This window comes from uncultured Microbacterium sp. (assembly GCF_947489255.1).
Lineage (GTDB): Bacteria > Actinomycetota > Actinomycetes > Actinomycetales > Microbacteriaceae > Microbacterium > Microbacterium phycohabitans.
The window spans coordinates 349,053-375,845 of record NZ_CANLCY010000001.1 but is presented as its reverse complement, the minus strand read 5'-3'; the positions used below and the strand labels follow the sequence as shown (position 1 = coordinate 375,845).

The following is a 26,793-nucleotide window of genomic DNA, read 5'->3' as shown; positions in this document are numbered from 1 at the left end:
GTCGAGCAGACGCGAGGGCGACCCCGTGATCGACCCCGCGGCCATCGTTGCGCCGCGCTCAGCCCGCCGTCGGGCGGAGCCGGAGGTCGGCGTCGCCGAGACGGAAGCGGGTCGGCACAGGAGCCGTGGCGCCGCCGGGGAGGCGTTCGACGCGCCCGTCGTCGTGGACGAGGGTGACGCCGTTGGTGGAGTCGAGGTCGGTGATCGTCCAGCCGGTGACGGTCCAGTCGAGGCGGGCGTGCTCCTTCGACATCGTGCGGCTGTCGTCGAGCACGGCGACGTACTGCACCGCCTCGTCGGCGTTCGAGGGCTTGCGCCCCAGGACCACGGTGCGGCCGGCGAGGGAGACCGAGGCTCCGTCGGGAAGAGCGAGGGTCCACTCCCCCCGGCGGCGCGAGCGTGGACGCGCGGTCTGCGTCGACTCGTCCACGGGAGCGGCGACGTCGGTGCGCCCGGCGGAGCGTTCGGCCGTGGAGTCCGTGGTCTCCGACACGTGGTCGCCGCGACCGTCGGTCAGGTCGTCGGGCTGCGCGCCGGAGGGCTGCGCGTCAGAGGGCTGTTCGCCGGAGGGCAGCGCATCGGCGGCCGCGGGCGGCGCCGCGGCGAACCCCGTCGACACGGCTTCGGGGATCCGCGTCACCGGAGCCGCCGGCGCAGCTGCAGCGATCGACGGAGCCGCCGTGGCAGGCGTGGCGCTCGACGACGTCGCGGTCGCTCCCGCCCCACCCGCGAGGTCGGTCGTCGCGGCCGGCTCGACGATCGCCGCTTGCGCGCCCGCACCGATCTCGCGGGGCCCGGGCAGGGCGGGGGGCGCGTACGGCTCGTCGTGCTCGGAGGCGCCGCGTCGGCCGCCCGCGGCGGCGGCAGCCGGAGCTCCGGGGACCGCCGCGATGGGTCCCGCGGTCCCGACGGCGGGGTCCGACTCGTCGAGGGCGATCTGCGGGCGCGCCGAGGGCTCGGCGTCCGTCGTCTCCGAGGTCCGCGCGAGGACCATCGCCCACGCGGGCGGCAGGACCACGGCGAGAGCCGTCGTCCCGGCCCCGCGACCGCTGGCCCGGCCGAGCCGGTTCGCCGCCGTCGCCTTCAACACGAGCCCGTACACGTTGACGAACGGGACGATCAGCAGCACGGCCCGCACCGGATCGAGGCGGCCCAGACGGAAGACCTCCGCCTCGTTCACGAGCGGCACCCACGCGCGCCACGGTTCGCCGCCGTGCGCGGCGATCACGCGCGACAACCCGATCGCGTACCAGACGTGCAGCACGAGGGCGATCACCAGCACCGCTCCCGCGATCGTGGCGAACAGGCTCAGGGCATCCATGCGTCCTCCGTCGACGGTCCTCCTCGACGCTACCGTGCGGGTGGCCCCGACGGGTGGCGCCTCACACAGCCGCGAACCCTCCGACGCCGAGCAGCAGACGACGCCTCGTCGACGTCACTTGATGACACGCGAGACGGCGGTGGGCGGTATCGCCGCCGCCTCATCGGCATCCACGCGCCAGGCGTCGCACCCCGCGCAGCGCACGTATCGCACGCGTCCGGCGCTCGTGGCGTGCACCGATTCGGTGACCCAGCCGTGCTCGTGGACGGATGCCGCGGCGGCGGCCGATCGGGTTCGGGAGGCGGTCATGATCCCAGCGTGTTGTAATGCCCTTATGCATCTCAACCCTTACGGGGAGTACGCGGTCCTGCTCGCCGCCTCGCTCGCGAACGAGTGGCCGGATGACCGCGCGGGGATCGAGGAGCGGACGATCGAGATGGGGATGACGATGCGCTTCCCCGTGGCATCCGACGATCACGAGAGGACGCGAGCGGTCGTCGACGAGTGGCTGCGCGTCGTGGATGAGGCCGACCCGGCCGGACGGGCCGCGCTGCTGAACGAGCAGATGGCCGCCGTCGCGGCGTATCCGCGTCTCACGGATCACGACGGTGAGGGGTGGCACCTGCACTACCGCGACAGCGACGAGGCGCTGCCGCGCGTGCTCGCGGCCGTCATCTCGGTGGGGACCTCGCTGCACCTCGTCACCCGCGGGATGGACCGCCTCGGCCGCTGCGCATCGGAGCCCTGCGACCGGGTGGTGGTCGACGTCACGCGGAACGGCCGTCAGCGCTACTGCTCGGTGCGGTGCGCGAACCGGGCCGCCGTCCGGCGGCATCGCGCCCGCTCCTGAGGGGCGCCACGGTCTGGACGTGGCGGGCGGCCGCCCGCGGCCGAACGGTGATGCTCAGCGGCGCCCGTGTCCAGGGATGGCGGAACATCCATGCCAGCGCATACGTTGCTGTGAGCACCGACGACAGGAGACCCCATGGCCGACGACCTGACCGTGACCCGCAACGACGAGGCGCACCGCTACGAGATCCACGTGGGCGACGAGCTCGGCGGGTTCCTCGAGTTCGAGCCCGCGGGCGACCGCGTCGAGCTCCCCCACACCGAGATCGACCCGGCCTTCAAGGGGAAGGGTCTCGGCTCGAAGCTCGCGAGCGAGGCGTTGAGCGATCTCGCGCGGCGCGGCGACACCGTCATCCCCTCCTGCCCGTTCGTGGCGCACTACCTCGGCGAGCACGACGTCGAGGGCCTCTCGGTGGAGTGGCCCGAGGGCGTCGACGAGGCGTCGTGACCCGCCTCGACGTCGCCCCGCCCGAGGCGGAGGGCCCCGTCGAATGCGACGGTCCGCGCGCGCTCGTCGTGGAGGCGCGCGAGGTGCCGCTGGGTGGGGTGCGCGGCATGGAGGTGCACCGCACGCTCCCGCACCGTTCGCTGCCGATGGTCGGCGCATGGTGCTTCCTCGACCGGTTCGGTCCGCAGGACACCCTGATGCGCGTCGAGCCGCACCCCCACATCGGTCTGCAGACGGTCACGTGGCCGATCATCGGCGAGGTGCGGCACCGCGACACCGTGGGCAGCGACGTCGTCGTGCGCCCCGGCGCGCTGAACCTCATGACCAGCGGCGCGGGCATCGCCCACTCGGAGTACTCGGTCGGCGAGGGCCCCATCCCCCTCGACGCCCTGCAGCTGTGGGTGGCGCTCCCCGAATCACGACGGCACGGCGCCCCCGCGTTCGAGCGACACGACGACCTGCCCGTGCTCGACCTCGGCGGCGGCGCCGACGCGGTCGTGGTGATGGGCGAGTTGGACACGGTGGTCTCCCCCGCGACCGTCCACACGCCGATCGTGGGCGCGGAAGTGCGCCTGCCCGCGGGAGCGAGGGTTCGCGTGCCGCTGCGGGACGACTGGGAGTACGCCGTCTACGGAATGACCGGTACCGCCGAGGCGGTGACCGGCGTGGATGCCGTCGACGCCGATGCCGCGAGACGACCGGCGCCGGCGCTCGAGGCGGGGTCCACGGCATCCGTCGATCACACGCGGTTGGTCTACCTCGGCACCGGTCGCGATCACCTCGAGCTGCGCAGCGACGAGGGCGCCCGGGTGTTCCTGCTGGGCGGCGAGCCCTTCGAGGCCGACATCGTCATGTGGTGGAACTTCGTCGGCCGCACGCACGACGAGATCGTCGCGGCGCGCGAGGAGTGGGAGGCCCGCGGGGCGCGGTTCGGCGAGGTCGTCGACCACGGTCCCGAGCGCATTCCGGCGCCTCCGCTGCCCGCGGTGCGCCTCACCGCGCGACGGCGTCGGGTCTGACCCGCGCGAGCGGCTGATCCGTGGGGCGCCGACGCGCGGCGAGCCGCGCCCAGGCGTGTACGAGCACGGCGACCAGCGCCCCGCCGACGACCCAGGTTGCGAAGGCTCCGAGCCATCCCGTGACGAGGAAGCCGAGCAGGAGAGCCGCGACGCCGATCAGCGCGACGGCGATCGCCGTCGCCACCGCCAGCAGCACGGCCCGCACGGGGTGGCGGACGAAGCACCTCGGCCCGCTGTTCGGGCCGGCCCCCTGGGTGCCGAGCGGCGAGACGACGACCAGGGCGACGAGCACCGACGGAACGAGCGTCGCCGTCGAGAGCACCGCGAGGGCGCCGACGACGGTCGCCGCCACGACGACCGCCGCGATCACCCGCCCGGCCCGGGGCCGTCCGCCCGTGCCGGCAAGGATCACGAGCGCCACCGCTGCCGCGAGCATCGTCACCGTCGACGCCGCGAGAAGCCCGAGGAACACAGGGGATGCCGCGACCGTGACCCCCGGCATCACCAGCGCGGCCTGCACCGCGGCGTTCACGACGACCACCGCGGTCGTCAGCAGTATCCGCCTCACGACCCCGCCCCTGCCGCCGCGTCGATCACGGCGCTCACGCTGCCGGCGAAGACGACCTCCGACGACACGGCGACCGTGAAGGAGTCGGGATCGGATGCCGGCGAGGTCGAGGCCACGGCCTCCCCCTCGCTCGTGGTGCCCGCGCAGGCGACCGTTCCGTCATCGCCACGGGTGCACGTCGGGACGTCTTCGAGCACGACCCCGCGCTGCAGCAGCACGTCGATGGTGGCGAACCGCACCTCGGTCAGGTGGTTGCCGCCGACCGGGGCGATCGCCGCGATCTGCGAGCACCCCGCGAGGCCCACCACCGCCAGCAGCGGGAGGATCGACAGCACGCGCCTCACAGTCCGCGTCCCGTCTCGTACGCGAGGATCCGCGCGCGCTCGGCGACATGCTGGGCCTCGAGCTGCGCGTCGGTGATGACCTCCAGGTCGAACGGCGCCGGCAGCAGCAGCTCGGTGTTGCGGTCGAGCGGCGACCCGCGCCGCATGAGCGGCGTTTCCGCCCAGTCGTTGGCGGCGAGCTCGCGGCTGCGGCTGGCGAGGTCGGCGACCGAGCCCGACGATCCGGGGACCGCCGGCGAGGCGTGGTCGAGCACCGTGGTGAACAGCGAGAGCGTGCCGTCGCGGTTGTCGACGATCTCGACCACCTGCTGCTGCTGCGGGAAGTCGATGCACGAGGCGGTCGTGATCTCCCAGAATCCCCCGGTGTCGTTCGTGTGGGCGAGGATCTGATTCAGGTGGGTGTGGCCGTTCAGCCAGCCGACGACGACGGGGAACTCCAGCAACAGCGCGACGAGGTCGTCGGCGCCGTACAGCTTCTCGTCCGCACCGGGGCGCACCGCACGGTTCTCGAGCGTCAGGCTGTTGTGGTGGCTGAAGATCAGCGCCAGCACCTGGTCGCGCTGGGCGATCTCGAGCTGCCGGCGCAGCCACCGCATCTGCGACTCCGGGACCGCTCCGTCTGGCCCGGCGACGACGTTGCACGTGTCGAGCCCGAACGCCCGCACGCGCGGGCTCAGATCGGCGTGCCACCACGTCTCGCCCGAGGTCAGGTTGTGCGCGGTGAAGCCGTGCCCGATCGGGCCCGGGGTGGATTGCGTGCGGAAGTGCTCCGCCATGAACTCCCGGCGCTCGAACAGGTAGCGGTCTCCGTTCGCGGGCACCTCGCGCAACCCCGCTCCCCCGGATGCCAGCCCAAGGGCCGCGAGGGCCTGTGAGAGCAGGCTGGTGCTCGAGGCCCATCCCTCCAGGGCCGTGCTCGCCGTGGCATCCAGGGTGTAGGACTTCTGCGACCCCACGGCGAGCGCGCGCAGCTGCGGGCTGATGTCGAACGTGCCGAGCAGGAGCGTGTCGTGGTTGCCGTAGACGGCGTACCAGGGAGCAGGCAGGCCCACGGAGTCGACCTTCTGCGCGATCGCCTGCGCGAGCAGGTCGGGCAGGCGGGGGAAGCCGTAGTCGCCGAAGGCGCCACCGCGCGGATCACCGGGGCGGTAGGCCCAGGTCGCCTCGTTCCAGGCCTGCACGCCCTGCCACGTGGGTCCCCCGGTCGCGGGATCGACCGGGAGGCCATCCATGAGGTCGATGTACCAGCGCAGTTCGAGGTGCGAGTGCATGTCGGCGCTGTCGCCCGTGACGATCGCCGCGCTCATCGGCGCGCCGGTGAGCGGGCTGTACCGGGCGTCGGAGAAGGCCTGCACCATCGCCGCGGTCGCGTGCGGGCTGAGGGGATCCTGGGGATGGAAGGCGCTGCCCCACGCCGCGTGGTCCTGCACGATCATCGGTTCGATGCGCCCCGGCGACTGCGCCTCGATGACGTGCAGGTCGGACAGGTGTCCGAGGTAGAGGAGCGACCGCCGAGATGCCGCGCGGGCAGCCGAGGGGGTCTTGCGCAGGACATCGGTGCGAGCGATGTACGGCTCCCCCGGGCCCGTGGTGAGCGCACGGTAGCGCCCCGACACGACAGAGCCCTGCCGAATCGTCTGCAGCAGGGTCGACGGGATGCCGGCGGCGGTCGCCGCGGGAGTGGCGGCGCGCGCCGAGTCCGCGACGAGGGCGTCGAGGCCGATCCCCGTCGCGGCGGCGGCGGTGGCGGCGACGTGGAGGAACTGGCGGCGGGACAGACCGGTCACGTGATCATCCGTTCGGGCGGAGGAAGAACACGAATGTAGCGCCTCGTCCCGTGGCGCGTCGAGATGCGCTCAGTACGTCGGCGCCGCCGGCAGCCCGAAGAACTCCTCGAGCGTGGTGTAGCCGCCCTCGTGGTACGCCTGCGCCAGCTCCGGTCCGATGTAGCGCAGGTGCCACGCCTCCGGCTCGTACCCGCTGTAATCCTCGCGCCCTTCGGCGTAGCGCGTGATGAAGCCGAACTCCCACGCGTGCTCGCGCACCCAGGCACCCTGCGCCGACGCAGCGACGTCGTCGAGCGTTCCGCACGAGCCGTTGCACGGGACGACGTCGACGGCTTTGCCCGTCTGGTGCTCGCTGAACCCCGGCCGCGCGCTCTCGCGATCTGCTTCGGCGACGCCGCCCACGGCGACGCGGCCGGCATAGGTGGACTGCTGCGTGGAGTAGGAGCGGAAGGCGCTGAGATAGCCGATCTCGCCGGCTCCGGCGTCGGACGCGGCGCGGACCATCGCGCTCAACGCCTCGGCGGGAGCGGCCCTCAGCGCCGACTGCTCGAGGGCGCGGACGTTCGACGGCATCACGAGGTCGCCCGGGTAGTAGTCGATCGGGTCGAGCGGGCGCTGCTTGTTGACCACGAGCCACTCGCGATCCGGGTCGCTGAGCGAGACGCAGGGGGCGATCCCGGATGCCACCGCGGAGCGGAACGCCGCCCCACCGCCCGCCGCGGCGATCGCGGCGGTGTCGTCGCCCTGGGCGAGAGCGGTGGTGAAGTCCGGGTCGTCGCACGGGGTGGCGGTCGCGGCGACCGCGGCGACCTGGGGCACCGGCAATCCCTCGTCGGAGATCGCCGGGGGGCCGGCCACGGCGGCGGTGACGGTGTCGTCGACGGATGCCGAGGCCGCGACATCGTGCGCCGAGCCCGCGGCCGCGCCGATCGCCACCGCGACGCCGACGACGACCGCGACGGCCGCCCCGGCCACGACGGCGAGACGTCGGCGGCGGTGCGCGGGAAGGGCCGCGATGAGCTGCGGAAGACGGCGCCAGGTCGCACTGCGCGCCTCGGTCTGCTCCTCAGCGTGGAGCGCATTCGCACTCGCCGCCTCGCGCAGCTGCCGCCGGGTGGGGGCGGGAGGCGGGACCTGCGCGACCGCCGCCGTCGCGAGTCGCTCGGCCTCCGCGCGCGCGGCGCGGCGGGGGGACAGCTCGGGATCGGGGGACATGAGTGCTCCCATTCTCCCCCGGCGGCGCGCCGCGGTCGAGCCCGCCGCTCGATCGACGCTGTCACGGGGCGGGAGACGCCTCCGCCTTCTCGCCGCCCGTCCGCTCGGACAACCCGGTTCCCGGAACGCTAGGCGAGGCCGCTCGACGCCACCTCAGCCGCCGCGAAGAGCGCGACCACCATGCTCAACAGCCCCGCGACCAGGAGGAGCGAGGGATGCGCGAGCCCGATCACGAGGCGCCGGGTGCGCGGCAGCTCGGTGAGGAATTCGTCGGGGATGCGGTGGCGCTCGGGCACCCCCGCCCACCCGCGAAGGCGGGCGATGTAGCCGACGCAGCGGAAGACGAGCACGGCCCAGAGCATCGCGACGACGAACGGCACGACGGCGCCGAAGATCTCGAAGGCCTCGACCCACGCCTTCTCGGGGTCGGCCCCGGTGTCCTCCGCCAGCTGGACGGCCACCGCGGCACCGAGGACGACCGATCCGACCCACAGGATCAGCGCGCCGAGCACGGCGAAGAACCGCGCGAAGAAGTGCCCGAGGATGGACTCCTCGTACTCGAGGTGCGTGCGCGGCGTCTGCGCGAGCACCAGCAGCGTCGCTCCGAGTGACGGCAGGGCCCCGAGCAGGGAGACGACGACCCCGGCGGTCTCGTCGTCGACCCAGAGCTCGCAGACGACGAGCAGCACCACCGCTGCGGCGAGCCAGATCCACCCCGAGAGGGTGGGATGCCGCACCAGGAAGAGCGGATGCAAGGACTCGACCCGGCGCGCGGATCCGTTCACGAGGGCGTGGCCCCACACGTGCCGGTCCGCATCCATGTCCGCCCCCTGTCGACCCGCGCGGCGAGCGGGCTTCGCAGTCACAGTAGCGGTTCTCCGTTCGCCCATGCGGACGCATGTGGAAAGGGCGACCTTGCGCTGAGGTAGAACATGTGTTCGACTGTTCGCATGAGATGGCGGGGTCAGCAGCTGGGCGTCGACGACGCGGCGGCGCTGCCCGGCATGGAGCGCATGGACGGTCTCGTCCGGTCGGTCACCACTCCTGAGTTCGCGGGGATGACGTTCCATGAGGTGCTGTGCAAGACCGCCCTCAACCGCGTTCCCGGGGCATCGGCCATGCCGTTCGACTGGACCGTGAACCCCTACCGGGGCTGCAGTCATGCGTGCTCCTACTGCTTCGCCCGCAAGACGCACGAATACCTCGACCTCGATTACGGCGCGGACTTCGACTCGCAGATCGTCGTGAAGGTCAACGTCGCCGACGTCCTCCGCACCGAATTGCAGCGCGGATCCTGGGCGCGCGAGCCGGTCATGCTCGGGACGAACACCGATCCCTACCAGCGGGCGGAGGGCCGTTATCGCCTGATGCCCGAGATCGTCGCAGCCCTCACCGACAACGGCACGCCCTTCTCGATCCTCACGAAGGGCACGCTCCTGCGGCGCGACCTGCCGCTGCTCACCGAGGCCGCCCAGCAGGTCACGGTGTCACTGGCGATGTCGATCGCCGTCTTCGACGCCACCCTCCAGCACTCGATCGAGCCGGGCACCCCCAGCGCCGAGGCCCGACTCGAGACGGTTCGCGCCGCGACGGCGGCGGGATTCCGCGTGACGGTGTTCCTCATGCCGATCCTCCCCCACCTCACCGACTCGATCCCGGTCCTCGACGACGCCCTGGCACGCCTGCGTGCGGCCGGCGCCGCAAGGGTCGTCTACGGCGCGTTGCACCTGCGCCCGGGCGCCAAACAGTGGTTCTTCGAGTGGCTCGAACGTGAGCACCCGCACCTCGTGTCGTCGTACCGCGGCCTCTACCCGGGCGTCTCGGTGACGGCGCCGAAGGCCTATCGCACCTGGCTCGGTAAGCGCATGCGTCCCCTGTTGCGGATGCACCGCCTCGACGGGTGGGACGAAGACGACCACCCCCGCGGCCGCCCGCAGCCGGGGCTCGCCGCCCGCGCGCCGGCCACGAGCACCCTCGGTCCGATCCGCAGCACCGCAGGCCTGGCATCCGGTCGCCCGCGGGTCGCCCCGGCGAGCGAGCCGACGCTGTTCTGACCGGCGGATCGGCGAACCGCGATGAGCCTCCGTGAGGATCCTCGCCCGGCCGCCAGCGACCACGCCCCTCGAGATGCCGAAGGGCCTCCGGGTACGAAGAAGCCCCCGCCGCGACAGGCGCGGACGGGGGCCTTTCAGCAGAACGGGTTACGACGTGACGTCGGCGAGCTGACGACCCGAGAGCTCCTCGAGCACGTCGTCGCCGAGCTGGGTCTCCTCGAAGGGGGCCTCGATCTCGGCACGATCCAGCAGCTCGGTCATGCGACGACGGCGCTGACGCGTGATGAGCGTCACGACCGTGCCGCTGCGACCGGCGCGACCGGTGCGGCCGGAGCGGTGCAGGTAGGTCTTGTACTCGTCAGGGGCGTCGGCCTGGATGACCAGGTCGATGTCGTCGACGTGGATGCCGCGAGCGGCGACGTCGGTGGCGACGAGCACGTTGACACGACCCGAGGTGAGCTTCTCGAGGTTCCGGGTGCGCTTCTGCTGGTTCAGGTCGCCGTGCAACGCGACCGCGGCGATCCCGGCGTCGTCGAACTGCTCGGCGAGCATCTCGGCGTAGGCGCGGGTGCGGGCGAAGACGAGCGTCTTGCCCTCGCGGTCGACGAGCGAGTCGAGGATCTGCGCCTTGTCGCGGTGCTCGATCACGAGCACGCGGTGCTCGATCGTGCTCGACTCCTGGTCTTCACCGGCGACCTCGTAGACGGCCGGCTCGACGAGGAACTCGTCGACCAGGGCCGCGACCTCGCGGTCGAGCGTGGCCGAGAACAGCAGCTTCTGGCTGCCCTTCGCGGTGGCGCGCAGGATGCGCTGCACTGGCTCGAGGAAGCCCAGCTCGCACATGTGGTCGGCCTCGTCGAGCACGGCGACCGTGACCTCGGAGAGGTTCAGCTTGCCCTGGTTGAGGAGGTCTTCGATGCGACCGGGGGTGCCGATGATGATGTCGACGCCCTTCTTGAGCGCACCCACCTGGCGCGCCTGGGGAACGCCGCCGTAGATCTGCGTGGTGAAGAGACCGACGCTGCGCGCGATCGGCTGGATCGTGCGGTCGATCTGCAGAGCGAGCTCGCGCGTCGGGGCGAGGATGAGCGCCTTCGGGGCACGGCCGAACTCGCGGCGCTTGCCGGCCTGTGAGCGCAGGATGCTCTCGACCAGCGGCGCACCGAAGGCGATGGTCTTGCCCGAGCCGGTGCGGCCGCGGGCGAGCACGTCACGGCCCTCGAGGATCGGGGCGACCGTGGCCGCCTGGATCGGGAAGGGGCTCGCCGCGCCGAGGTCGGCGAGGGCGCGGACGATGTTGTCGCCCAGGCCCAGCTCGGAGAACCCGGCACCGGTTACGGTCGCGGCGTCGACGGCCTGAGCCTGCAGGCGCTCGTGCACGACGTCGACGCGCTGCTCGTGCTCGGCCGAACGCTTCGGGGTGGCGTTCCAGTCGCTGCGGTTCGGCGCCTCGGTGCGACGCGGGCGGTCGTCGAACGACCGGGCGGGACGCTCGTCGCGGGCCGGACGATCGCTGCGGTCGAAGGAACGCGCGGGACGGTCGTTGCGGTCGAAGGAACGCGCGGGACGGTCGCTGCGTTCGAAGGAGCGGGCCGGACGATCGGCGCCGTCGCGGCGCGGACGGTCGTCGAACGACCGGGCGGGACGCTCGGTGCGATCGAAGGAACGCGCGGGACGGTCGTCGCGGGCGGGACGGTCGTCGCGGGCGGGACGCTCGCTGCGGTCGAAGGAGCGGGCCGGGCGGTCGTCGAACGACCGACGCGGACGCTCGTCACGGTCGAACGACCGAGCGGGACGGTCATTGCGATCGAACGACCGCGCCGGACGGTCATCGCGCGCGGGACGCTGGTCACGGTCGAACGAGCGCGCGGGGCGGTCGCTGCGATCGAACGAACGGGCGGGACGGTCACTGCGGTCGAACGACGGGGCCGGACGGTCGCTGCGATCGAACGAACGCGCGGGGCGGTCGTCGCGCGCGGGACGCTGGTCGCGGTCGAACGAACGGGCGGGACGCTCGCTGCGGTCGAAGGAACGGGCCGGACGATCGTCGAACGACCGACGCGGGCGCTCATCACGGTCGAACGATCGAGCCGGACGGTCACTGCGATCGAACGAACGCGCCGGACGGTCATCGCGGCCCCGGGGGGCGGCATCCCGTTCGGGGCGGGAGTAACGGTCATCACCGCGGGCCTGGCTGCGGATGCCATGAGCCTCGTCGCGACCGACGCGATCCTGCGCGCTCCAGCGACGCTTCGCGGGGGCGGCGTCGGCCTCGGGGGCGCGGTAACCGCGGTGGCCGGGGCTCTTGCTGCCGGGCTTGTCGGCGGCGGCACCCTCGGGGCGACGCTTGCGGTCCTGGAACGAGGTCTTCGCGCCGTAGCGGGGCTCGAAGTTCTTGGCGGCGCGGCCGCCGGCGGGCTTCTTGTTCTTGGGCATGGAGGACTTCCTGGGTTCTGTTCGCGCGAAACAGCGACACCGCTCGTGGCGGTGCGATACCCGGACTGTCGTCGGCCGGGGGCCATTCACTGATGATGGTCGAGGCCGCGATCGCGTCCTGTCCATCGGCCCCTTGGACTCACAAACCCATCCGCGCATCACACGCGGCGTCCAGAGCCGACCGCCCTACATTACAGCCCGCGCCTGGGAATGGCATCCATGTCGCTCCCATCGACCCTCGTCCCACTTATGGCCGGTCCCGGCACCCCACACCCACCACAACCGGGACACGCACCGCCATAACTGGGACAACCCCCGGAACACCCCTCGTCCCACTTATGGCCGGTCCCGGCACCCCACACCCACCACAACCTGGACACGCACCGCCATAACTGGGACAACCCCCCGGGACACCCCGCGTCCCACTTATAGCCGGCGCCAGGCACCCCACACCCACCACAACCGGGACACGCACCGCCATAAGTGGGACGAACGCGCCGACACCGCGCCGACGCGACGGAGCGCCCGAAGACCATCGCGCCGTGCACGAAACTAGACGCATGGCAGACACCGACGCCCACCCCATCACGGTGGCGATCGAGCGGCGCATCGACCCGACGCGCACCGCCGAAGCGACCTCCTGGATGCAGGCCGGCACCGACCTCGCGACCGCCTTCCCGGGCTTCCTCGGCTCGGGGTGGGTGCGCGCGGGGGAAGACAGCGACCTCTGGTACATGCTGTACCGCTTCCGCGACATCACCACGCTCGAGCAGTGGGAGACGTCCTCGCAGCGGCAGTGGTGGCTCGACTCCGGGCGCCCCTTCGCGCGCGAGGAGCGGACCGAACGCCGCACCGGCATCGAGGGGTGGTTCGACGCCGCGTTCGGTTCGGTGCTGGCTCCGACGGATGCCACGACCTCCCCCGTGCAGCAACCGGTGCCGCCGGCTCCCCCGCGGTGGAAGCAGGCCGTGACGATCTGGGTGGGCTTCTTCCCCACCAATCTCCTGGCGTCCTGGCTGCTGGGATTCGTGCCCGGGTTCGCCGAGGTGCCCCTCGTGCTGCGCGTACTCGCCACGACCCTCATGCTCACCCCCGTCATGACCTACGCGGTCCTGCCGTGGGTGACCCGTCTGCTCCGCCCCTGGTTGCAGCGTCCGCCCCGCCCTCGAAAGGCCTCGTCATGACCGCTGATCCCACCGGCCGGCGCTTCCACCTGCGCGGCCCGCACTCGTCCGCCGAGATCGCCCAGGTGGGCGCGGCGCTGCGCGCGCTCACCGTCGACGGCGTCGACCTCGTGCCCCGCTATCCCGACGACGTCCCCACTCCCGCGGCATCCGGGGTCGTGCTGGTCCCGTGGCCGAACCGTATCCGCGACGGGCGCTACTCCTTCGACGGCGCCGACCTGCAGCTGGCGATAAGCGAGCCGAAGTTCGGCAACGCCAGCCACGGCCTCCTGCGCTTCGGCACGTACGAACCGATCGAGCAGTCCGACGAGCGACTCGTCCTCGGCGCCGACGTCGTCCCGCAGACCGGCTACCCGTTCCACCTGCGCACGCGGGTGACGTTCTCACTGCAGCGCGACGGACTCCACGTCGCCCACGACATCGAGAACATCGGCGCGACCACGGCGCCTTTGGCGCTGGGCGTGCATCCGTACCTGCAGATCGGCGGCGTCGCCACCGCCGACCTCGTCGTGCGCTCGACGGGCACGACCACGCTCGTCGTCGACGACCGCAACATCCCCGTCGACGAGGTTCCCGTCGGCACGGGAACCGACCTCCGCGCGGGCGTGCGCCTAGGAGACGCCGCCCTCGACAACGGCTACCGGGGATTGCAGAGGGATGCCGAGGGCCGCGCGCGGCACACCCTCACCGCCCCCGATGGGGCGCGCGTCGAGCTCTGGCAGGACGAGGGGTTCCGCTGGGCGCAGGTGTTCACGACCGACCGCTACCCGGGCCAGCCCCTCGCGGTCGCGATCGAGCCGATGACGGCCCCCGCGAACGCCTTCGCCACGGGTGACGACCTCGAGCGGCTCGAGCCGGGACACATTCTGCACCGGGAATGGGGCGTGCGATTCACGGCATGAGATTCCTTGTCCCCCATTTGGGGGACAAGGAATCTGGCATATGACCTGGGAAAAGCTGGGACAAGCCCTTTCCTTTTTCGGCGGCGCGAACGATATCATCCGTGTTGACGGTTTTCCGTCAAGGCCGGGGGCGGCAAAGGGTCAAGGTTCGCCCCGGTTCATACCCGAATGAGCCGACGGGGGCCGAGGGTCTCGCGATGTGGGGGGATCCTCGTTCCGTCACGAGGAAAGATCCCCCATCATGAGCAGCGCGCTCCGCTCCGCCGTCCCCTTCTCCCCGTCGACGACGCACCTGACCGGCCTCACCCGCCGTCTGCGCACCCTCCCGTCGCTGCACGTCGGCGCCGCCGCCCTGACCGTGCTCGTCACCGGCCTGCTGCTGGCGATCGCGACGACGAGCGACCCGCTGTGGTGGCAGCTGCACTTCAGCCAGCTCGGGATCTTCGGCGACCTCTCGAGCGCGTTCTTCAACACCACGCTGAAGGTGAGCGGCCTCATCGTCGTCGTGTTCGCGTTCTGCGTGCGCCGCGACGTCCGTCGACTCGGGCGGGGCCCGGTGCGCCGCGGGGCGGCGACCGTGGCATTCATCTGCCTGAATGTCGTCGGCGTCAATCTCGCCCTCGTCGGCTGCATTCCTCTCAACACCGACAAAGACCTCCACGACCGTGTCGCAGGCTCGATGGTGCTCGGATTCCTCGCTCTCCTGATCAGCGCTCCGATCATGTTCAACCGCCTCGGAAAGCGCATGGCGCTGAGCACCGCCATCGCCACCGTGTGGTTGATCATCTCGATCGCGCTCTTCGTCTCGGCCACGATCAATCTCGCCCTTTTCGAGACCATCTCGTGCACCGCGATGTTCGCCTGGTCGGGAATGTTCACGCACGTTCTCGCCGGCGCCGCATCGCGCACCACCGCTCCCGCGCCCGCCGGATCCCCGCGCTCGTCGGCGCACGTCGCGCCTCGCCGTGCGCGCCGCCGCAGCCTGGCCTCCTCCTCCACGGTCGCCGCCACCACGATCGCCGGGTCGCCCGCGCCGCGCACCCGCGCCCCGCGCGTCAGCGGCCCCGGTCGCACTGCGCGCCGCATCGCCGCGCTCGCGCTGCTCGCCGACCGGGCCGCCCTACCGCTCTCGCCCCTCGGCGCAGCACGCCGGTCCACCGCTTCGCCCGTCACGTCCCTCCCCGACGCTCGCCGGTCGACAGCGGCAGCGCGGGCACACGGAATCCTCGAGGCGTCGACCCCGATCAGCGCTGACGCGCCGACCTCCCCGCGCGCGAAGGCGCACCGCGATGCCGCGATGACGGCGACTCCTCGTCCGGCGCGGGGCACCGCGGCATCCGCCGCACGCCCCGACACCATCGGTCACGCGACCGGGTGCGGGCCGCGCCACGGACGAGCCGCCGCGACGCCCGACGCGGGCTCGCGTGCCGTCAGTGCTTCTCGCGCAGCTCGCGTCGGCTCAACGGGTGGCCGTCGTCCGCAATCGCGGCCGACGACGCGGACCCAGCCTCGTCGCGCTCGGCACGCCGCGCCCGGCGCCGTTCGCTCGCTCCTTCGATGAGGTTGTAGAGCGTCGGCAGCACCAGCAGCGTCAGGAACGTCGACGACACGAGACCGCCGATCACGACGACCGCGAGCGGTTGCGAGATGAACCCGCCGTGACCGGTGATGCCGAGGGCCATCGGCACGAGCGCGAAGATCGCGGCGAGCGCCGTCATCAGGATCGGCCGGAGGCGTCGCGCCCCACCGACGATCGTGGCGTCGTGGACGCTGAGCCCGCGGGCGCGGTACTGGTTGACGAGGTCGATCAGCACGATCGCGTTCGTCACCACGATGCCCACGAGCATCAGCGCGCCGATCATGCCGGCGACCCCGAGCGGCACGCCCGTGATCAGCAGCAGCAGGATGGCGCCGGTCGCGGCGAACGGCACCGACACGAGCAGTTCGAGGGGCTGGCGGAGCGACTTGAAGGTCGCGACCATCACGACGTACACGATGAGGATGGCGGCCAGCAGGGCGAGACCGAGCTGTCCGAACGCGTCCTGCTGATCGGTGACCACGCCGCCCACCTTCGCGTCGGCGCCCTCGGGCAGCTGCACGTCGGCGAGGGCCCGGGTGACGGCGGCCGAGGAGCTGCCGAGGTCGTCGGAGGTGGGCGTGACGGTGATGGATGCCGTGCGCAGTCCCCGCGCGGTGGTGATCGAGGGCGGCGTCTGGCTCTGCTCCACCGTGGCGATCTCGTCGAGGCGCACATTCCCTCGGGCGCTGGGGATCTCGAGGGCGCGCAGGTCGTCGATGGTCTGCGGCGGGTTGGCCGTGGCGAGGTACACCGTGACGCCGCGACCGTCGATCTCGACCGTGCCGGCCTGGCGAGGCTGCTGGGCGCCAGAGACGAGGGCGCCGACCGTGCGCTCCGACAGCCCCCGCTCGGCGGCGGCGTCGCGGTCGACGCGCACCGACACGAAGGGGAGGGAGGCCGAGAGGCTGCTGGTGACCTGGCCGATTCCGTCTTCGCCCTGCAGCTGCGCCACGACCGCGTCGTTGGCCTGCTGCAGCGACTGCCCCTCGGCCGCGGTCACGTCGACGGTGATGTCGGTGGAGCCGAAGCCGCCGCCGGAGGCGGCCACCTCGATCTCGCCGGCATCCGTGAGCTTCTCGAGCTCGGTGCGCACGCGTTCGCGCAGCTCCACCTGGTCGGTGCCCGACTGCGACGTGATCGAGTACGTGATCCCCGAACCGCCGCCCGAGAACGCGTCGCGCAGCGCCGATCCGCTCGAGCCGATCGAGGTCTGCACGGTCTGGACGCCCTCGGTCTCGAGCAGCACCGCCTCGACCTTCTGCGCGGCCGCATCCTCGGCATCCAGGCTCGGGGCGGAGCCGATCCTCTGCGTGACGGTGAAGGTGTTCTGGCCCGAGTCGCCGAGGAAGTCGGTCTTGAGCAGGGGAACGGACGCGAGGGTGCCGCCGAGCACGAGCACGGCGAGGCCGAGGGTGACCCACGAGTGCTTCAGCGTCCAGCTCAGCACCGGAACGTACGCCTTCTGCAGACGGGTCGGGGGCGCGTCCGCGGCCTCGGGGTCGATCGCGTTGCCCTCGGCGTCGCGCACGACCTTGCCGGGCTTGAGGAACCACGACGCCAGCACGGGCACGATCGTCAGCGAGACGAGCAGGGACGCCGCCATCGCGATGGTCACGGTGAGCGAGAACGGGCGGAACAGCTCGCCGGTGACGTCGCCGACGAACGCGATCGGCAGGAACACCGCGACGGAGGTGATCGTGGATGCCGTGATGGCGGCCGCAACCTCGCGCACCGCCCGAATGATCGTGGGGATCTTCTCGGCGTCGCCGACGTAGTGACGCTTGATGTTCTCGATGACGACGATGGAGTCGTCGACGACGCGGCCGATGGCGATCGTCAGGGCGCCGAGCGTGAGGATGTTGAGCGAGTACCCGAAGGCCTGCAGCCCGACGAAGGTGATGAGCACGCTTGTGGGGATCGAGATGGCCGTGACGAGCGTGGATCGCACCGACATCAGGAAGATCAGAATGATCACGACCGCGAACACCAGGCCCAGCAGGCCCTCCTGGGCGAGCGCCTCGATGGACTGCGTCACGAACGGCGCCTGATCGAACACCACCGTGAAGGTGGCGCCCTGGCCCAGCGTCGACTCGAGGCCGGGGAGCGCCGCGAGCACGCCGCGGGAGACGTCGACGGTGTTGGCGGCGGGGAGCTTGGTCACGGCGATGGTGAGGGCGGGCTGTCCGTCGACGCGCGAGAGGGTCGTGACGGGATCGGCCTGCAACTCGACGGTGGCGACGTCGGCGATGGTCGTCTGCCCCGCCTGGAACTGCGCGGCATCCGTGGGCACGAGCGGAAGCGCGGCGATCTCGTCGACGCTCGTGAGCTTGGTGCCCGTCTGCACGGTGAGGGTCTGATCGCCCTCGGTGAGCGAGCCGCCGGGGAAGAGCACGCCGTTCGCGTCGAGGGCGTCGGTGATCGCCTGCTGGCTGAAGCCACGCTCGCCGAGCTTCGTCGTGTCGGGGGTGATGGTGACGCGCTGGCCTGTGCCGCCGACGATCTGGGCGCCGTTGACGCCGTCGACGTCTTCGAGGTCGGGGATGACGCTCGTCTGCAGGATCGACTGCGTGGCCTGCGCGTCGGTGAAGCCGGTGACGGCGAGCTGGATGACGGGGAAGTCGTCGATGCTGGCGGAGGCGACGGTCGTGTCGGCCGACTCGGGCAGCTGGTCGTTGATGCGGGCGATGGCGGCGAGGATCTTCTGCTGCGCCGCCGCCAGGTCGGTGCCGTACGTGAACGAGGCCGACACGATCGACGAGTTCGTCGTGCTCGTCGCGGTGGTCGACTCGAGGCCGTCGACACCGCGGATCGCGCTCTCGATGGGGGTGGACACGTCGGCCTCGACCACCTCGGGAGAGGCGCCCGGGTAGGTCGTGACGATCGCGAGCTGGGGGAACTCGATCGAGGGGATGAGCTCCTGCTTCAGGCTCGTCAACGCGAGCCCGCCGAAGATCGCCGCGACGATCGTCACCAGGGCGATGAGGGCACGGTTCTTCAGGCTCAGAACGGCCAGGTACGACACGAAGGACCCTCCGGGATCACCACTCGATACAGGGATGTATCGAACGCCCAGTATCCCACGCCGCTCCGCGCTCGGGCGCGGGTCAGAGCAGCGAGCCCACCGTGAGTCCCACCGCCGCGGCCACCACCGAACCCACGAACGAGAGCACGGCGTACGACACCGCCGCCCGGGTGCGCCCCTCCTCGGCCAGCAGGGCGGTGGTCACCGCGACCGCGCTGAAGGTCGTGTACCCGCCGAGCAGACCCGTTCCCAGGATCCACCGCCAGGCTTCGTCGGCGGGAAGGGGACTCAGGATGCCGAGCACCAGCGCCCCGGTGAGATTGACGACCAGGATGCCCCAGGGGAACCGCTCCCCCGTGCGGCGGCGGATCGCGAGGTCGAGGAGGTAGCGCAGCGCCGCGCCGACGCCGCCGGCGAGGGCGACCACGAGGAAGACCAGCGGGGTCACCGTACGCGCCCCCCGCGCCCGAGCAGCACGCCACCCCAGGCGGCCGCGGTCCCGACGACCACCGTGGCCACGCCCCACCACAGCAGGGCGAGATCGGCCGACTCCACGGCGAGCGCGCTGTAGGTGGTGAAGCCGCCCAGCACACCCGTGCCGACGAAGAGCTGCACCCGTTGTGCGCGCGAGGACTCCGGCATCCGGGCCCGCCATCCGAACAGGATGCCGATCGCGAACGCCCCCACGACGTTGATGATCGGCACGAGAGCCGAACCGAGGTCGTCGCCGAGCGCGAGGGTGAGCCCCGCGCGGGCGGCGGTGCCGATCGCACCGCCCACGGCGACGAGGACCGCGTCACGCCACATGCTCACCGCGCCACCCTACGCCGCGAGCACGAGGAACCGCTCCCCCGAGGTCCCCTCGCGATCGGGCAGCCACGGCACGCGGATGGCCCTCGGAATGCCCCCGGCGCTCCGGACGCGCGGACCCGCCGGGCCGCACGGGCCGACGCCGTCACTCTCCGAGGATCAGGCGCCGGATCGCGGCATCCTTCGATCCCCCCAGGTCCATCGTGCGACCCTTGCGGTACAGCGAGAAGACCCGGGGATCGATGTAGCTCGCCCGCGCGACCGCCGGGGTGTTGCCGAGGGCCTCGGCGGTGCAGCGGACGGCGGCGAGCTCGGCCTTCTTGCGCTCGTTCTTGCCGCCCACGGCTCCGGCCTTCGCCAGCGATTCGGCGGCGAGGATCGTGCCGCGCAGGGTGCGGAAGTCCTTCGCGCTGAACGGACCGCCGGTCAGCGAGCGCACGTAGGCGTTGACGTCGCCCGGCGTCAGCGGCACACGTCGGCGTCCGCGCTTGTAGCTCAGCAGCGCCGCGCGCGAGCGTCCGAGCGCGAGTTCTTCGATGAGGGATGCCAGTTCGGCGTCGTGCACGCGCAGGTCGGCGCGCTTGCCGCTCTTGGCCGGGAACGACAGCCGGATGAGATCGCCCTCGATCGTGGCGTCCCTGCGCTGGAGCGTGGTGAGCCCGCGACTGCCGTTGGTGACGAAGTAGCGCGCGTTGCCGACGCGCGGTGCGACGAGATCCAGCAACCGGAACGACACCGCCAGCACGCGCTCGCGGTCGATGTCGCTCCGGCGCAGCGATTGCGTCACCCGTGCGCGTGCGCGCGGCAGGGTCTCGGCGAGCTGCAGCGCGCGCGAGAACTTGCCCTTGTCCTGCCGCTTCGACCAGTCGGCGTGGTACGTGTACTGGCGCCGGCCGGCTTCGTCGGTGCCGACGGCCTGGATGTGCGCGTTGGGCTCCCGCGCGATCCACACCTCGCGCCACGCGGGCGGGATGACGAGACCGCGCGCACGCTCGGCATCGCGTTCGGAGATCGCGGCGCCGGTGTGGTCGACGAACCGGAATCCCGACCCCGAGCGCACCCGGCGGTAACCCGGATCCTCGTAAGGCCGGACGCGGATGAACCGCGCCATGCGCGTCAGTGGGAGCGGAGCATGTCGATCAGCTCCGCCTTCTTCTTGCCGGAGTATCCGGTGATGCCGAGTTCCTTCGCGCGCTTCTTCAGCTCGTCGACGGTGCGGTCCTCGTAATCCTCGGCGTGCCCGCCCTTCTCCCCGATGGTGTCGCGTCCCTGCGCCGCGGCGGCATTCGAGATGCGGGCCGCCTTCTCCTTCGAGTCGCCCTGCTTTCGCAGCTCCTCGTACATCTCGGGATCCTTGAGGCTGTTGGACCCTCGTCCCTGGGGCATGATCGGCTCCTTCCGTCGGGGAATCCGACGCTACGGGCGCGCGCATCCCGGCGTCCGCGGGTTGACATCCGCGCGGGTAACAGCCGGTTTCGCGCAGCGTCAACCCCGCTGACCGAGACCCTCGTCGGTGGCACCGTGGAACTCAGCCCCCGTTGCGTGCTGCGCTCGTCGCAGAGCGGAGCGGGTGGACCACCTCGCCAGGTCCCGCGCCCGCGCGCGGGGAAGAAGGAGCCCCCCAATGAACATCTTCCTGATCATCATCATCGTCGCCGCGATCGTCATCGCCATCTTCAGCGGACTCGGCCAGGCGGCCAACTTCCTGCTGTGGATCGCCATCATCGTCGGCCTTATCGCCCTCATCGTGCTGCTGTTCCGCCTCATCAGCGGACGCAAGCCCGTCTGACCCCATCGAGCAGGCGACGCGTTTCGGGTGCGCGTCGCCCTCGACTCCCGGCGGGTTCTCCCGCCCCGGATGCCACGTCCTCATCGAGGGCGTGGCATCCGTCGTCTCCGCCCGTCGCGGTCCCTTCGACAGGCTCAGGGACCTCCGCTTCATGGCGGCTGAGCCCGCCGAAGCCACCGGCACCCTCGCACCCAGGTGGCTGAGCCTGTCGAAGCCACCGGAACCCACTCGGCTCCGCCGGGGTTGACGAACTCGCGATATATCGCGATACTCGACTTAACGCGATATATCGCGAGTGAGGAGAACCCCCCATGGAGAAATGGATCGTCCATCCCGGTGAGACGCGCGTCATCGACGTCGCAGCCCTGCGCGAGCTCAAGATCGGCCTCGTCGGAGGGCAGATCGACGTCATCGCCCATGACGAGACCGATGCCCGCATCGAGGTGCACGGCGTCACCGTCAAAGACCTCCGCATCGAGATGGTCGACGACCGCCTCGAGATCGACCACCCCCAGCTGCGGTGGGACAACTTCCTCGAGGTGTTCCGCAACTTCGGCGCGGGCGGCCCCCGGGCCGAGATCAGCGTCGCCGTGCCGCGCACCGTCGCCCTCACGCTCGGCGTGGTCAGCGCCAGCGCGCTGGTCGCGGGTCTGCGTAGCGACGTGCGCCTGAACACCGTGTCGGGCGACATCATCGTCGACGGCCTGGAGGGCGACGTCGACCTCAACGCCGTCTCGGGCGACCTCCAGGTGCGCGAGCTCGACGGTGCACTGAGCGCCAACAGCGTTTCGGGCGACGTCGCCGCCACCGGCCGCATCACGAAGGCCTCCATCGACACGGTCTCCGGCGCGATGCTCGTCGACTCCACCGGTCCGACGCAGTCGATCTCGCTGAACTCCGTCAGCGGCACCGCGACCATCCGCCTCGATCGCTCGCTCCCCGCGAACTACGTGTCGCGCTCGGTGAGCGGCCGCGTGCAGATCGACGGGTCCGTCCGCTCGGGCAAGGGCCCCACCAACTACACCGGTTCGACGGGCACGTTGGCCGGACAGTTCGTCGACGTGCGCGCCAACACCGTCTCGGGAGAGATCACGGTGCTGCGCCGCGGCATCTCCGGTCTCCGCCCCGAGGAACTCGCCGGAGAGGAGGAGTGGTGATGCCCCCCGTCTTCTCCCACGGCGATCTGCGCCTGTACATCCTCAGCCTGCTCGATGAGGCACCCCGCCACGGCTACGACCTCATGCAGGCCCTCTCGGAGCGGACCGGAGGCACGTACTCGCCGTCCGCCGGCACCATCTATCCGCGCCTGTCGAAGCTCGAAGAAGAGGGTCTGGTGACCAAGTCCGTCGACGGCCGCAAGACCGTCTACGAGATCACGGATGCCGGACGAGCCGAGGTCGCGGAGCGCTCGGGCGATCTGGAGGGAATCCAGGCCGGACTCGCCGACAGTGTGCGCCTCATCGCCGACGAGGTACGCGGCAGCGTGCGCGACGCGATGCGGAGCCTGCGGGCCGACCTCGCCGCCGCGTCCCGAGAGGAACGCGAACAGGCGCGAGCGACCCCCGCCGACGACGCCCGCTCGCGCAGTCGCGAGCAGCTGTCGCGCGCCGATGCGGCGATCACCGAGTTCCGCGGCCGGGTGCGTTCGGAGCTCCGCGCGCACGTCGCCCGCGGCGGCGAACTGTCGGCATCCGGGGTCGACGGGATCGAGGAGGCGCTGCGACGCGCGTCGGACGCCGTCGCCCACGCACTGCGCGGCTAGAGCCTCACTCCCACGGCAGCTGATCGTCGGCGCCGGCCGGCTCCCCCAACGGGACCACGAGCACCGGCCGGCGCTGGCGATGCGTCAGCCGCGCCGCGACCGACCCGGTGAGGAACTCCCGCAGCGACTCGCCCAGGCCGCGCTTGCGCGTACCCACGACGAGGAGCGACGCCTCGATCTGGTCGGCGAGGTGGATCAGCGCGAGCGCGGGGTCGCCGATCTCCTGACGCACGCTCCAGCTCACCTCCTCGCCGGCCAAGGCTGCGGTGGCCGCCTGGCGCACCTCGTCGAGCGCCGCCTTCGACGCCGCCCCCGCCACGTCGACCGTGGACGAGTGGACGTAGCCGTCGGGGTCTTCGAACGCGACGAAGCGGGTCGTGTCGACGTGCACGATGACGAGAGGTGCTTTCGCGAGCGCGGCGTAGCGCGCGGCCTCGCGCACGACCCGCGGCGACTGCCCGGGAACGACCCCGGCGATCACCGCTCCCGCGGCGACGGGCGAAGGGGACTGATCGGTCATGCCTGCTCCTCTCGACACGGGCGCCGACCACCCCGCGGCCGCCGGCCGGTGGGCCCGGACGGCTGGGCCGGAATGCGCCGTGATATCCTGGCTGTTACTCTTACCGGCTCGGTCCGGAACCGCAATACGCAGGGCCCGCAACGCGGCCCTCGACGTCGATCGTGAGGGGGTCTCGCATGGGGCGTGGCCGTCAGAAGGCGAAGAACACCAAGATCGCCCGTGAGCTGAAGTACGACACCTACTCGGTGAACTACTCGGCACTCGAGCGCGAGCTGGGCGCACCCGCGGCGGGTGAAGACGCCTACGTCGACAAGTGGGCCGACCAGTACGCCGACGAATACGAAGACGAGAAGGCCTGACGCCTTCCGCTCCCGCCGACGCCTCCGCGTCGAGTGAGCGACAGCGCTTTTCGCCGACCCTCGACGTCGAACGGCGGTGACGTGATCGTCACCGCCGTTCGCATGTCGGCAGGCATGAGGGCGCCGGTCCGTCACCAGGTGCGACCGGTGCGGCGCTCCCACGCGTCTTCGATGGTCTCGCGCCGCGCCACGACGAGGCCCGCCGGAACGGCGCAGACGACGGCCGCTCCGAGCAGCACGAGGGCCGCGGTCCATCCGCCGGTGAGCTCGTGCGTCAGACCGATCGCGAGCGGCATCAGCGCCGCCAGGCCGTAGCCGACGCTCTGCACGAGACCGCTCAGGGCCACCGCCGTGTCGTGCGCGCGCGTGCGCAGGCCGAACAGCACCAGCACCATCGGGAAGAGCAGGGGTGGGATGCCGATCAGCACCACCCACAGCACGGTCGCCGCCTCGGGGGCGAACAGCAGGCCGCCGGCTCCGAGCAGACCCGAGATCACGGCCGCGGCGTAGAACGGCGTGGTCCGGCCGATGCGCTGCACGAGCAGGGGCACGATGAGCGACACCGGCAGCCCCATGAACGAGAACAGCGCGAGCAGACCGCCGGCCGCGGCGGCATCCACTCCCGCCACATCGATCAACAGGGGCGGAAGCCAGGCGAACAAGCCGTAGGCGATCGAGGAGTTCACCGCGAAGGTGACCACGAGCGCCCAGGTCTGCGGCACCCGCACCACGCGCGACAGCACCGAGGTGCGCGGCTCCTCGACGAGGTCGGCCCGAGAGGCCCGCGCGCGCAGACTCATCGCGATCCACGGCACGACGGCCGCGAGCGCGACGACCGCCCAGGTCACGAACGAGCCGCGCCAGCCCACCGCCGCGGCCAGCGGGACGGCGACCAGGGGCGGGGTGAAGGTGGCCACGGCCATGGTGGTCGTGTACACGGTGGTCATCAGGCCGATGCGCTCGGGGAAGTACTTCTTCACGACCGCGGGAATCAGCACGTTGGCCACGCCCACCGCCGCGAACACCCCGGCCGTGGCCGCCAGCAACGTCCACGCGTCGACAGAGGCCGCCCGCAGGGCCAGCATGACCGCCGCGACGACGGCGGCGATCAGCACGCTGCGCTCGAGACCGAGCCGACGCTCGATCGCGGGAGCGACCATCCCCGAAAGCGCGAAGGCCACGGGCGGGGCCATGCCGATGAGCCCCACGACCGCCGCCGGCAGAGCGAAGTCGCGCCCGATGACGACCAGCAGCGGCGACAGCGACGCCACCGCGATGCGCAGCGTCAACGCCAGCAGCACGATGGCCGCGGCGGCCAGTGCCAGCGTCCCCGCCGCGCGGCGGGTCAAGATTCCTGGCTGCCCTCGACCCAGGCGAGGTACTCCTCCGACACGGTGCCCGTGACGTACCGACCATCGAAGCAGCTCATGTCGAGGTCGACCAGGTCGGTACCCTCCATGATCGCCGCCTTCAGGTCGTCGACCTCCTGATACACCAGATAGTCGCAGCCCAGCTCTTCCGCGATCTCGGGGATCGTGCGGCCGTGCGCGACGAGCTCGTGACGCGAGGGCATGTTGATGCCGTAGACGTGGGGGTAGCGCACGGGCGGGGCCGCCGAGGCGAACGTCACGCTCTTGGCCCCGGCATCCCGGGCCATCTGGATGATCTCGCGGCTCGTCGTGCCGCGCACGATCGAGTCGTCGACGAGGAGGACGTTCTTGCCCTGGAACTCGGTCGACATCGCGTTGAGCTTCTGGCGCACGCTCTTCTTGCGCACCGCCTGCCCGGGCATGATGAACGTGCGGCCGACGTACCGGTTCTTGTAGAAGCCCTCGCGGTACTCGATGCCGAGCTTGCGGGCCACCTGCATCGCGGCCGGTCGCGCCGAATCGGGGATCGGCATGACGACGTCGATGGCGCCCGCGGGAGTGTACTTCGCGACCGTGTCGGCCAGGCGCTCGCCCATACGCAGGCGCGTCTCGTAGACCGAGACGCCGTTCATGACCGAGTCGGGACGCGCGAGGTAGACGTACTCGAACGAGCACGGCGCGAGCATCGTCTTCTCGGCGCACTGCTGGGCGTGCAGCGTGCCGTCGAGGGCGATGAAGACCGCCTCGCCGGGCTCGACGTCGCGCACGACCTCGAAGCCGCCGTTCTCGAGCACGAGCGACTCGGACGCGACGATCCACTCGTCGCGCGGCTCGCCGCCGGGCACCTGCGCCGCGGGGCGCTTACCGAGGATGAGCGGACGGATGCCGAACGGGTCGCGGAAGGCGAGCAGGCCGTACCCGGCGATGAGGGCGATCGAGGCGTACGACCCCTCGACGCGCTCGTGCACGCGGCTCACGGCACGGAAGACCTGGGCGGGGTCGAGGTCGGGCCCGGTGATCTCGGACTGCAGCTCCGAGCCGAGGATGTTCACGAGCAGCTCGGTGTCGCTGCTGGTGTTGAGGTGCCGACGGTCCTTGCTGAACAGCTCGCGCGTGAGCTCGCGCGTGTTGGTCAGGTTGCCGTTGTGCACCAGCACGATGCCGTAGGGGGCGTTGACGTAGAAGGGCTGCGCCTCTTCTTCGTTGGATGCCGTGCCCTTGGTGGCGTAGCGCACGTGACCGAGGCCGATGTCGCCGAGGAGCGCGCGCATGTCGCGCGTACGGAACGCCTCGCGCACCTGACCACGGGCCTTGTGGATGTGGAAGACGCCGCTCGACTCGGCGGTGGCCATGCCCGTGGAGTCCTGTCCGCGGTGCTGGAGGAGGAGGAGCGCGTCGTAGATCTCCTGGTTGACCGGGCCCTGCCCGGCCATGCCGACGATGCCGCACATGGGG

General features: G+C 71.4%; 26 protein-coding genes and 1 pseudogene. 11 read left to right on the top strand and 16 right to left on the bottom strand.

The genetic code is table 11. The features are described 5' to 3' along the window. Nucleotides 1-58 precede the first annotated feature (58 nt). Both Q0818_RS01800 and Q0818_RS01795 read right to left on the bottom strand, forming a co-directional pair. The gene (locus Q0818_RS01800) at nucleotides 59-1,321 is read right to left on the bottom strand and encodes an FHA domain-containing protein (protein ID WP_298870671.1); all 1,263 of its coding nucleotides are present in this window, start codon (nucleotides 1,319-1,321) and stop codon (nucleotides 59-61) included. A 114-nt stretch (nucleotides 1,322-1,435) separates the two neighbouring features. Further along, the gene (locus tag Q0818_RS01795) at nucleotides 1,436-1,630 is read right to left on the bottom strand and encodes a hypothetical protein (protein ID WP_298870668.1); all 195 of its coding nucleotides are present in this window, start codon (nucleotides 1,628-1,630) and stop codon (nucleotides 1,436-1,438) included. 25 nt (nucleotides 1,631-1,655) lie between these two features. On the opposite strand from Q0818_RS01795, the gene Q0818_RS01790 reads away from it, so the two are divergent. The 3 genes from Q0818_RS01790 (at nucleotide 1,656) to Q0818_RS01780 (ending at nucleotide 3,637) form a co-directional block, all read left to right on the top strand. After that, a complete protein-coding gene (locus tag Q0818_RS01790) occupies nucleotides 1,656-2,171 on the top strand; it encodes a CGNR zinc finger domain-containing protein (protein WP_298870665.1) in 516 nt (171 codons plus the stop codon). Nucleotides 2,172-2,306: 135 nt separating this feature from the next. Beyond that, nucleotides 2,307-2,618 carry a GNAT family N-acetyltransferase gene (locus tag Q0818_RS01785; RefSeq protein ID WP_298870662.1) on the top strand — a complete coding sequence of 104 codons (312 nt, stop codon included), beginning with the start codon at nucleotides 2,307-2,309 and terminating at the stop codon, nucleotides 2,616-2,618. Further along, nucleotides 2,615-3,637 carry a pirin family protein gene (locus Q0818_RS01780; RefSeq protein ID WP_298870659.1) on the top strand — a complete coding sequence of 341 codons (1,023 nt, stop codon included), beginning with the start codon at nucleotides 2,615-2,617 and terminating at the stop codon, nucleotides 3,635-3,637. Before Q0818_RS01785 ends, Q0818_RS01780 begins: the two co-directional genes overlap by 4 nt. Here Q0818_RS01780 and Q0818_RS01775 read toward each other — a convergent pair. The 5 genes from Q0818_RS01775 to Q0818_RS01755 form a co-directional block, all read right to left on the bottom strand. Continuing rightward, nucleotides 3,612-4,205, bottom strand: coding sequence for a hypothetical protein (locus tag Q0818_RS01775; RefSeq protein ID WP_298870658.1), 594 nt, complete (start codon nucleotides 4,203-4,205; stop codon nucleotides 3,612-3,614). The two genes, Q0818_RS01780 and Q0818_RS01775, sit on opposite strands and share 26 nt — an antisense overlap. Then, complete coding sequence (locus tag Q0818_RS01770) at nucleotides 4,202-4,540, bottom strand: hypothetical protein (RefSeq protein WP_298870655.1); 339 nt, start codon at nucleotides 4,538-4,540, stop codon at nucleotides 4,202-4,204. The genes Q0818_RS01775 and Q0818_RS01770 overlap by 4 nt, the downstream gene beginning before the upstream one ends. A 5-nt stretch (nucleotides 4,541-4,545) precedes the next feature. Continuing rightward, complete coding sequence (locus Q0818_RS01765) at nucleotides 4,546-6,336, bottom strand: TIGR03767 family metallophosphoesterase (protein WP_298870653.1); 1,791 nt, start codon at nucleotides 6,334-6,336, stop codon at nucleotides 4,546-4,548. 69 nt (nucleotides 6,337-6,405) lie between these two features. Further along, nucleotides 6,406-7,551: a M15 family metallopeptidase gene (locus Q0818_RS01760; protein WP_298870651.1), complete on the bottom strand. Its 1,146-nt coding sequence runs from the start codon at nucleotides 7,549-7,551 to the stop codon at nucleotides 6,406-6,408. 128 nt (nucleotides 7,552-7,679) lie between these two features. Further along, nucleotides 7,680-8,372, bottom strand: a complete 693-nt coding sequence (locus Q0818_RS01755; protein ID WP_298870649.1) for a hypothetical protein — start codon at nucleotides 8,370-8,372, stop codon at nucleotides 7,680-7,682. 129 nt (nucleotides 8,373-8,501) lie between these two features. Here Q0818_RS01755 and Q0818_RS01750 point away from each other — a divergent pair, with 129 nt between their 5' ends. Beyond that, nucleotides 8,502-9,605: an Rv2578c family radical SAM protein gene (locus tag Q0818_RS01750; protein ID WP_298870646.1), complete on the top strand. Its 1,104-nt coding sequence runs from the start codon at nucleotides 8,502-8,504 to the stop codon at nucleotides 9,603-9,605. Nucleotides 9,606-9,752: 147 nt separating this feature from the next. Here the strand turns inward: Q0818_RS01750 and Q0818_RS01745 are convergent, their stop codons facing one another. Then, nucleotides 9,753-12,041, bottom strand: coding sequence for a DEAD/DEAH box helicase (locus Q0818_RS01745; protein ID WP_298870643.1), 2,289 nt, complete (start codon nucleotides 12,039-12,041; stop codon nucleotides 9,753-9,755). A 560-nt stretch (nucleotides 12,042-12,601) separates the two neighbouring features. On the opposite strand from Q0818_RS01745, the gene Q0818_RS01740 reads away from it, so the two are divergent. From Q0818_RS01740 to Q0818_RS01730, 3 genes and pseudogenes are all read left to right on the top strand, one after another. After that, nucleotides 12,602-13,225: an antibiotic biosynthesis monooxygenase gene (locus tag Q0818_RS01740; RefSeq protein ID WP_298870640.1), complete on the top strand. Its 624-nt coding sequence runs from the start codon at nucleotides 12,602-12,604 to the stop codon at nucleotides 13,223-13,225. Then, nucleotides 13,222-14,127: an aldose 1-epimerase family protein gene (locus Q0818_RS01735; RefSeq protein WP_298870637.1), complete on the top strand. Its 906-nt coding sequence runs from the start codon at nucleotides 13,222-13,224 to the stop codon at nucleotides 14,125-14,127. The genes Q0818_RS01740 and Q0818_RS01735 overlap by 4 nt, the downstream gene beginning before the upstream one ends. A gap of 241 nt (nucleotides 14,128-14,368) precedes the next feature. Continuing rightward, nucleotides 14,369-14,992 (top strand): annotated as a pseudogene (locus tag Q0818_RS01730) (DUF998 domain-containing protein); the annotation flags it as partial. Nucleotides 14,993-15,557: 565 nt separating this feature from the next. On the opposite strand, the gene Q0818_RS01725 reads toward Q0818_RS01730, so the two are convergent. The 5 genes from Q0818_RS01725 to Q0818_RS01705 form a co-directional block, all read right to left on the bottom strand. Beyond that, nucleotides 15,558-18,728, bottom strand: a complete 3,171-nt coding sequence (locus tag Q0818_RS01725; RefSeq protein ID WP_298870634.1) for an efflux RND transporter permease subunit — start codon at nucleotides 18,726-18,728, stop codon at nucleotides 15,558-15,560. A gap of 82 nt (nucleotides 18,729-18,810) precedes the next feature. Continuing rightward, nucleotides 18,811-19,176 (bottom strand): fluoride efflux transporter CrcB, encoded by a 366-nt coding sequence (gene crcB, locus Q0818_RS01720; protein ID WP_298870632.1) that lies wholly within the window; start codon nucleotides 19,174-19,176, stop codon nucleotides 18,811-18,813. Continuing rightward, on the bottom strand, nucleotides 19,173-19,535 hold the full coding sequence (locus Q0818_RS01715) for a CrcB family protein (protein WP_298871682.1): 363 nt from the start codon (nucleotides 19,533-19,535) through the stop codon (nucleotides 19,173-19,175). Before Q0818_RS01715 ends, crcB begins: the two co-directional genes overlap by 4 nt. A 148-nt stretch (nucleotides 19,536-19,683) precedes the next feature. Further along, nucleotides 19,684-20,649 carry a DNA topoisomerase IB gene (locus Q0818_RS01710; RefSeq protein ID WP_298870627.1) on the bottom strand — a complete coding sequence of 322 codons (966 nt, stop codon included), beginning with the start codon at nucleotides 20,647-20,649 and terminating at the stop codon, nucleotides 19,684-19,686. A gap of 5 nt (nucleotides 20,650-20,654) precedes the next feature. Continuing rightward, complete coding sequence (locus tag Q0818_RS01705; protein WP_298870625.1) at nucleotides 20,655-20,924, bottom strand: Rho termination factor N-terminal domain-containing protein; 270 nt, start codon at nucleotides 20,922-20,924, stop codon at nucleotides 20,655-20,657. Nucleotides 20,925-21,162: 238 nt separating this feature from the next. Between Q0818_RS01705 and Q0818_RS01700 the strand changes: the two genes are divergently transcribed. The 3 genes from Q0818_RS01700 to Q0818_RS01690 all read left to right on the top strand — a co-directional run bounded on the left by Q0818_RS01700 (nucleotide 21,163) and on the right by Q0818_RS01690 (nucleotide 23,089). Then, complete coding sequence (locus Q0818_RS01700; RefSeq protein ID WP_298870623.1) at nucleotides 21,163-21,327, top strand: hypothetical protein; 165 nt, start codon at nucleotides 21,163-21,165, stop codon at nucleotides 21,325-21,327. Nucleotides 21,328-21,638: 311 nt separating this feature from the next. Next, nucleotides 21,639-22,484: a DUF4097 family beta strand repeat-containing protein gene (locus Q0818_RS01695; protein WP_298870621.1), complete on the top strand. Its 846-nt coding sequence runs from the start codon at nucleotides 21,639-21,641 to the stop codon at nucleotides 22,482-22,484. Continuing rightward, a complete protein-coding gene (locus Q0818_RS01690) occupies nucleotides 22,484-23,089 on the top strand; it encodes a PadR family transcriptional regulator (RefSeq protein WP_298870618.1) in 606 nt (201 codons plus the stop codon). Before Q0818_RS01695 ends, Q0818_RS01690 begins: the two co-directional genes overlap by 1 nt. Before the next feature lie 4 nt (nucleotides 23,090-23,093). Here the strand turns inward: Q0818_RS01690 and Q0818_RS01685 are convergent, their stop codons facing one another. After that, a complete protein-coding gene (locus tag Q0818_RS01685) occupies nucleotides 23,094-23,609 on the bottom strand; it encodes a universal stress protein (RefSeq protein ID WP_298870615.1) in 516 nt (171 codons plus the stop codon). Between the two features lie 176 nt (nucleotides 23,610-23,785). Between Q0818_RS01685 and Q0818_RS01680 the strand changes: the two genes are divergently transcribed. Further along, on the top strand, nucleotides 23,786-23,968 hold the full coding sequence (locus Q0818_RS01680) for a DUF3073 family protein (protein WP_136586128.1): 183 nt from the start codon (nucleotides 23,786-23,788) through the stop codon (nucleotides 23,966-23,968). 131 nt (nucleotides 23,969-24,099) lie between these two features. Here Q0818_RS01680 and Q0818_RS01675 read toward each other — a convergent pair whose 3' ends face one another. Continuing rightward, nucleotides 24,100-25,317, bottom strand: coding sequence for a CynX/NimT family MFS transporter (locus tag Q0818_RS01675; protein WP_298870608.1), 1,218 nt, complete (start codon nucleotides 25,315-25,317; stop codon nucleotides 24,100-24,102). After that, the gene (purF, locus tag Q0818_RS01670) at nucleotides 25,314-26,789 is read right to left on the bottom strand and encodes an amidophosphoribosyltransferase (RefSeq protein WP_298870605.1); all 1,476 of its coding nucleotides are present in this window, start codon (nucleotides 26,787-26,789) and stop codon (nucleotides 25,314-25,316) included. Before purF ends, Q0818_RS01675 begins: the two co-directional genes overlap by 4 nt. Nucleotides 26,790-26,793 lie beyond the last annotated feature (4 nt).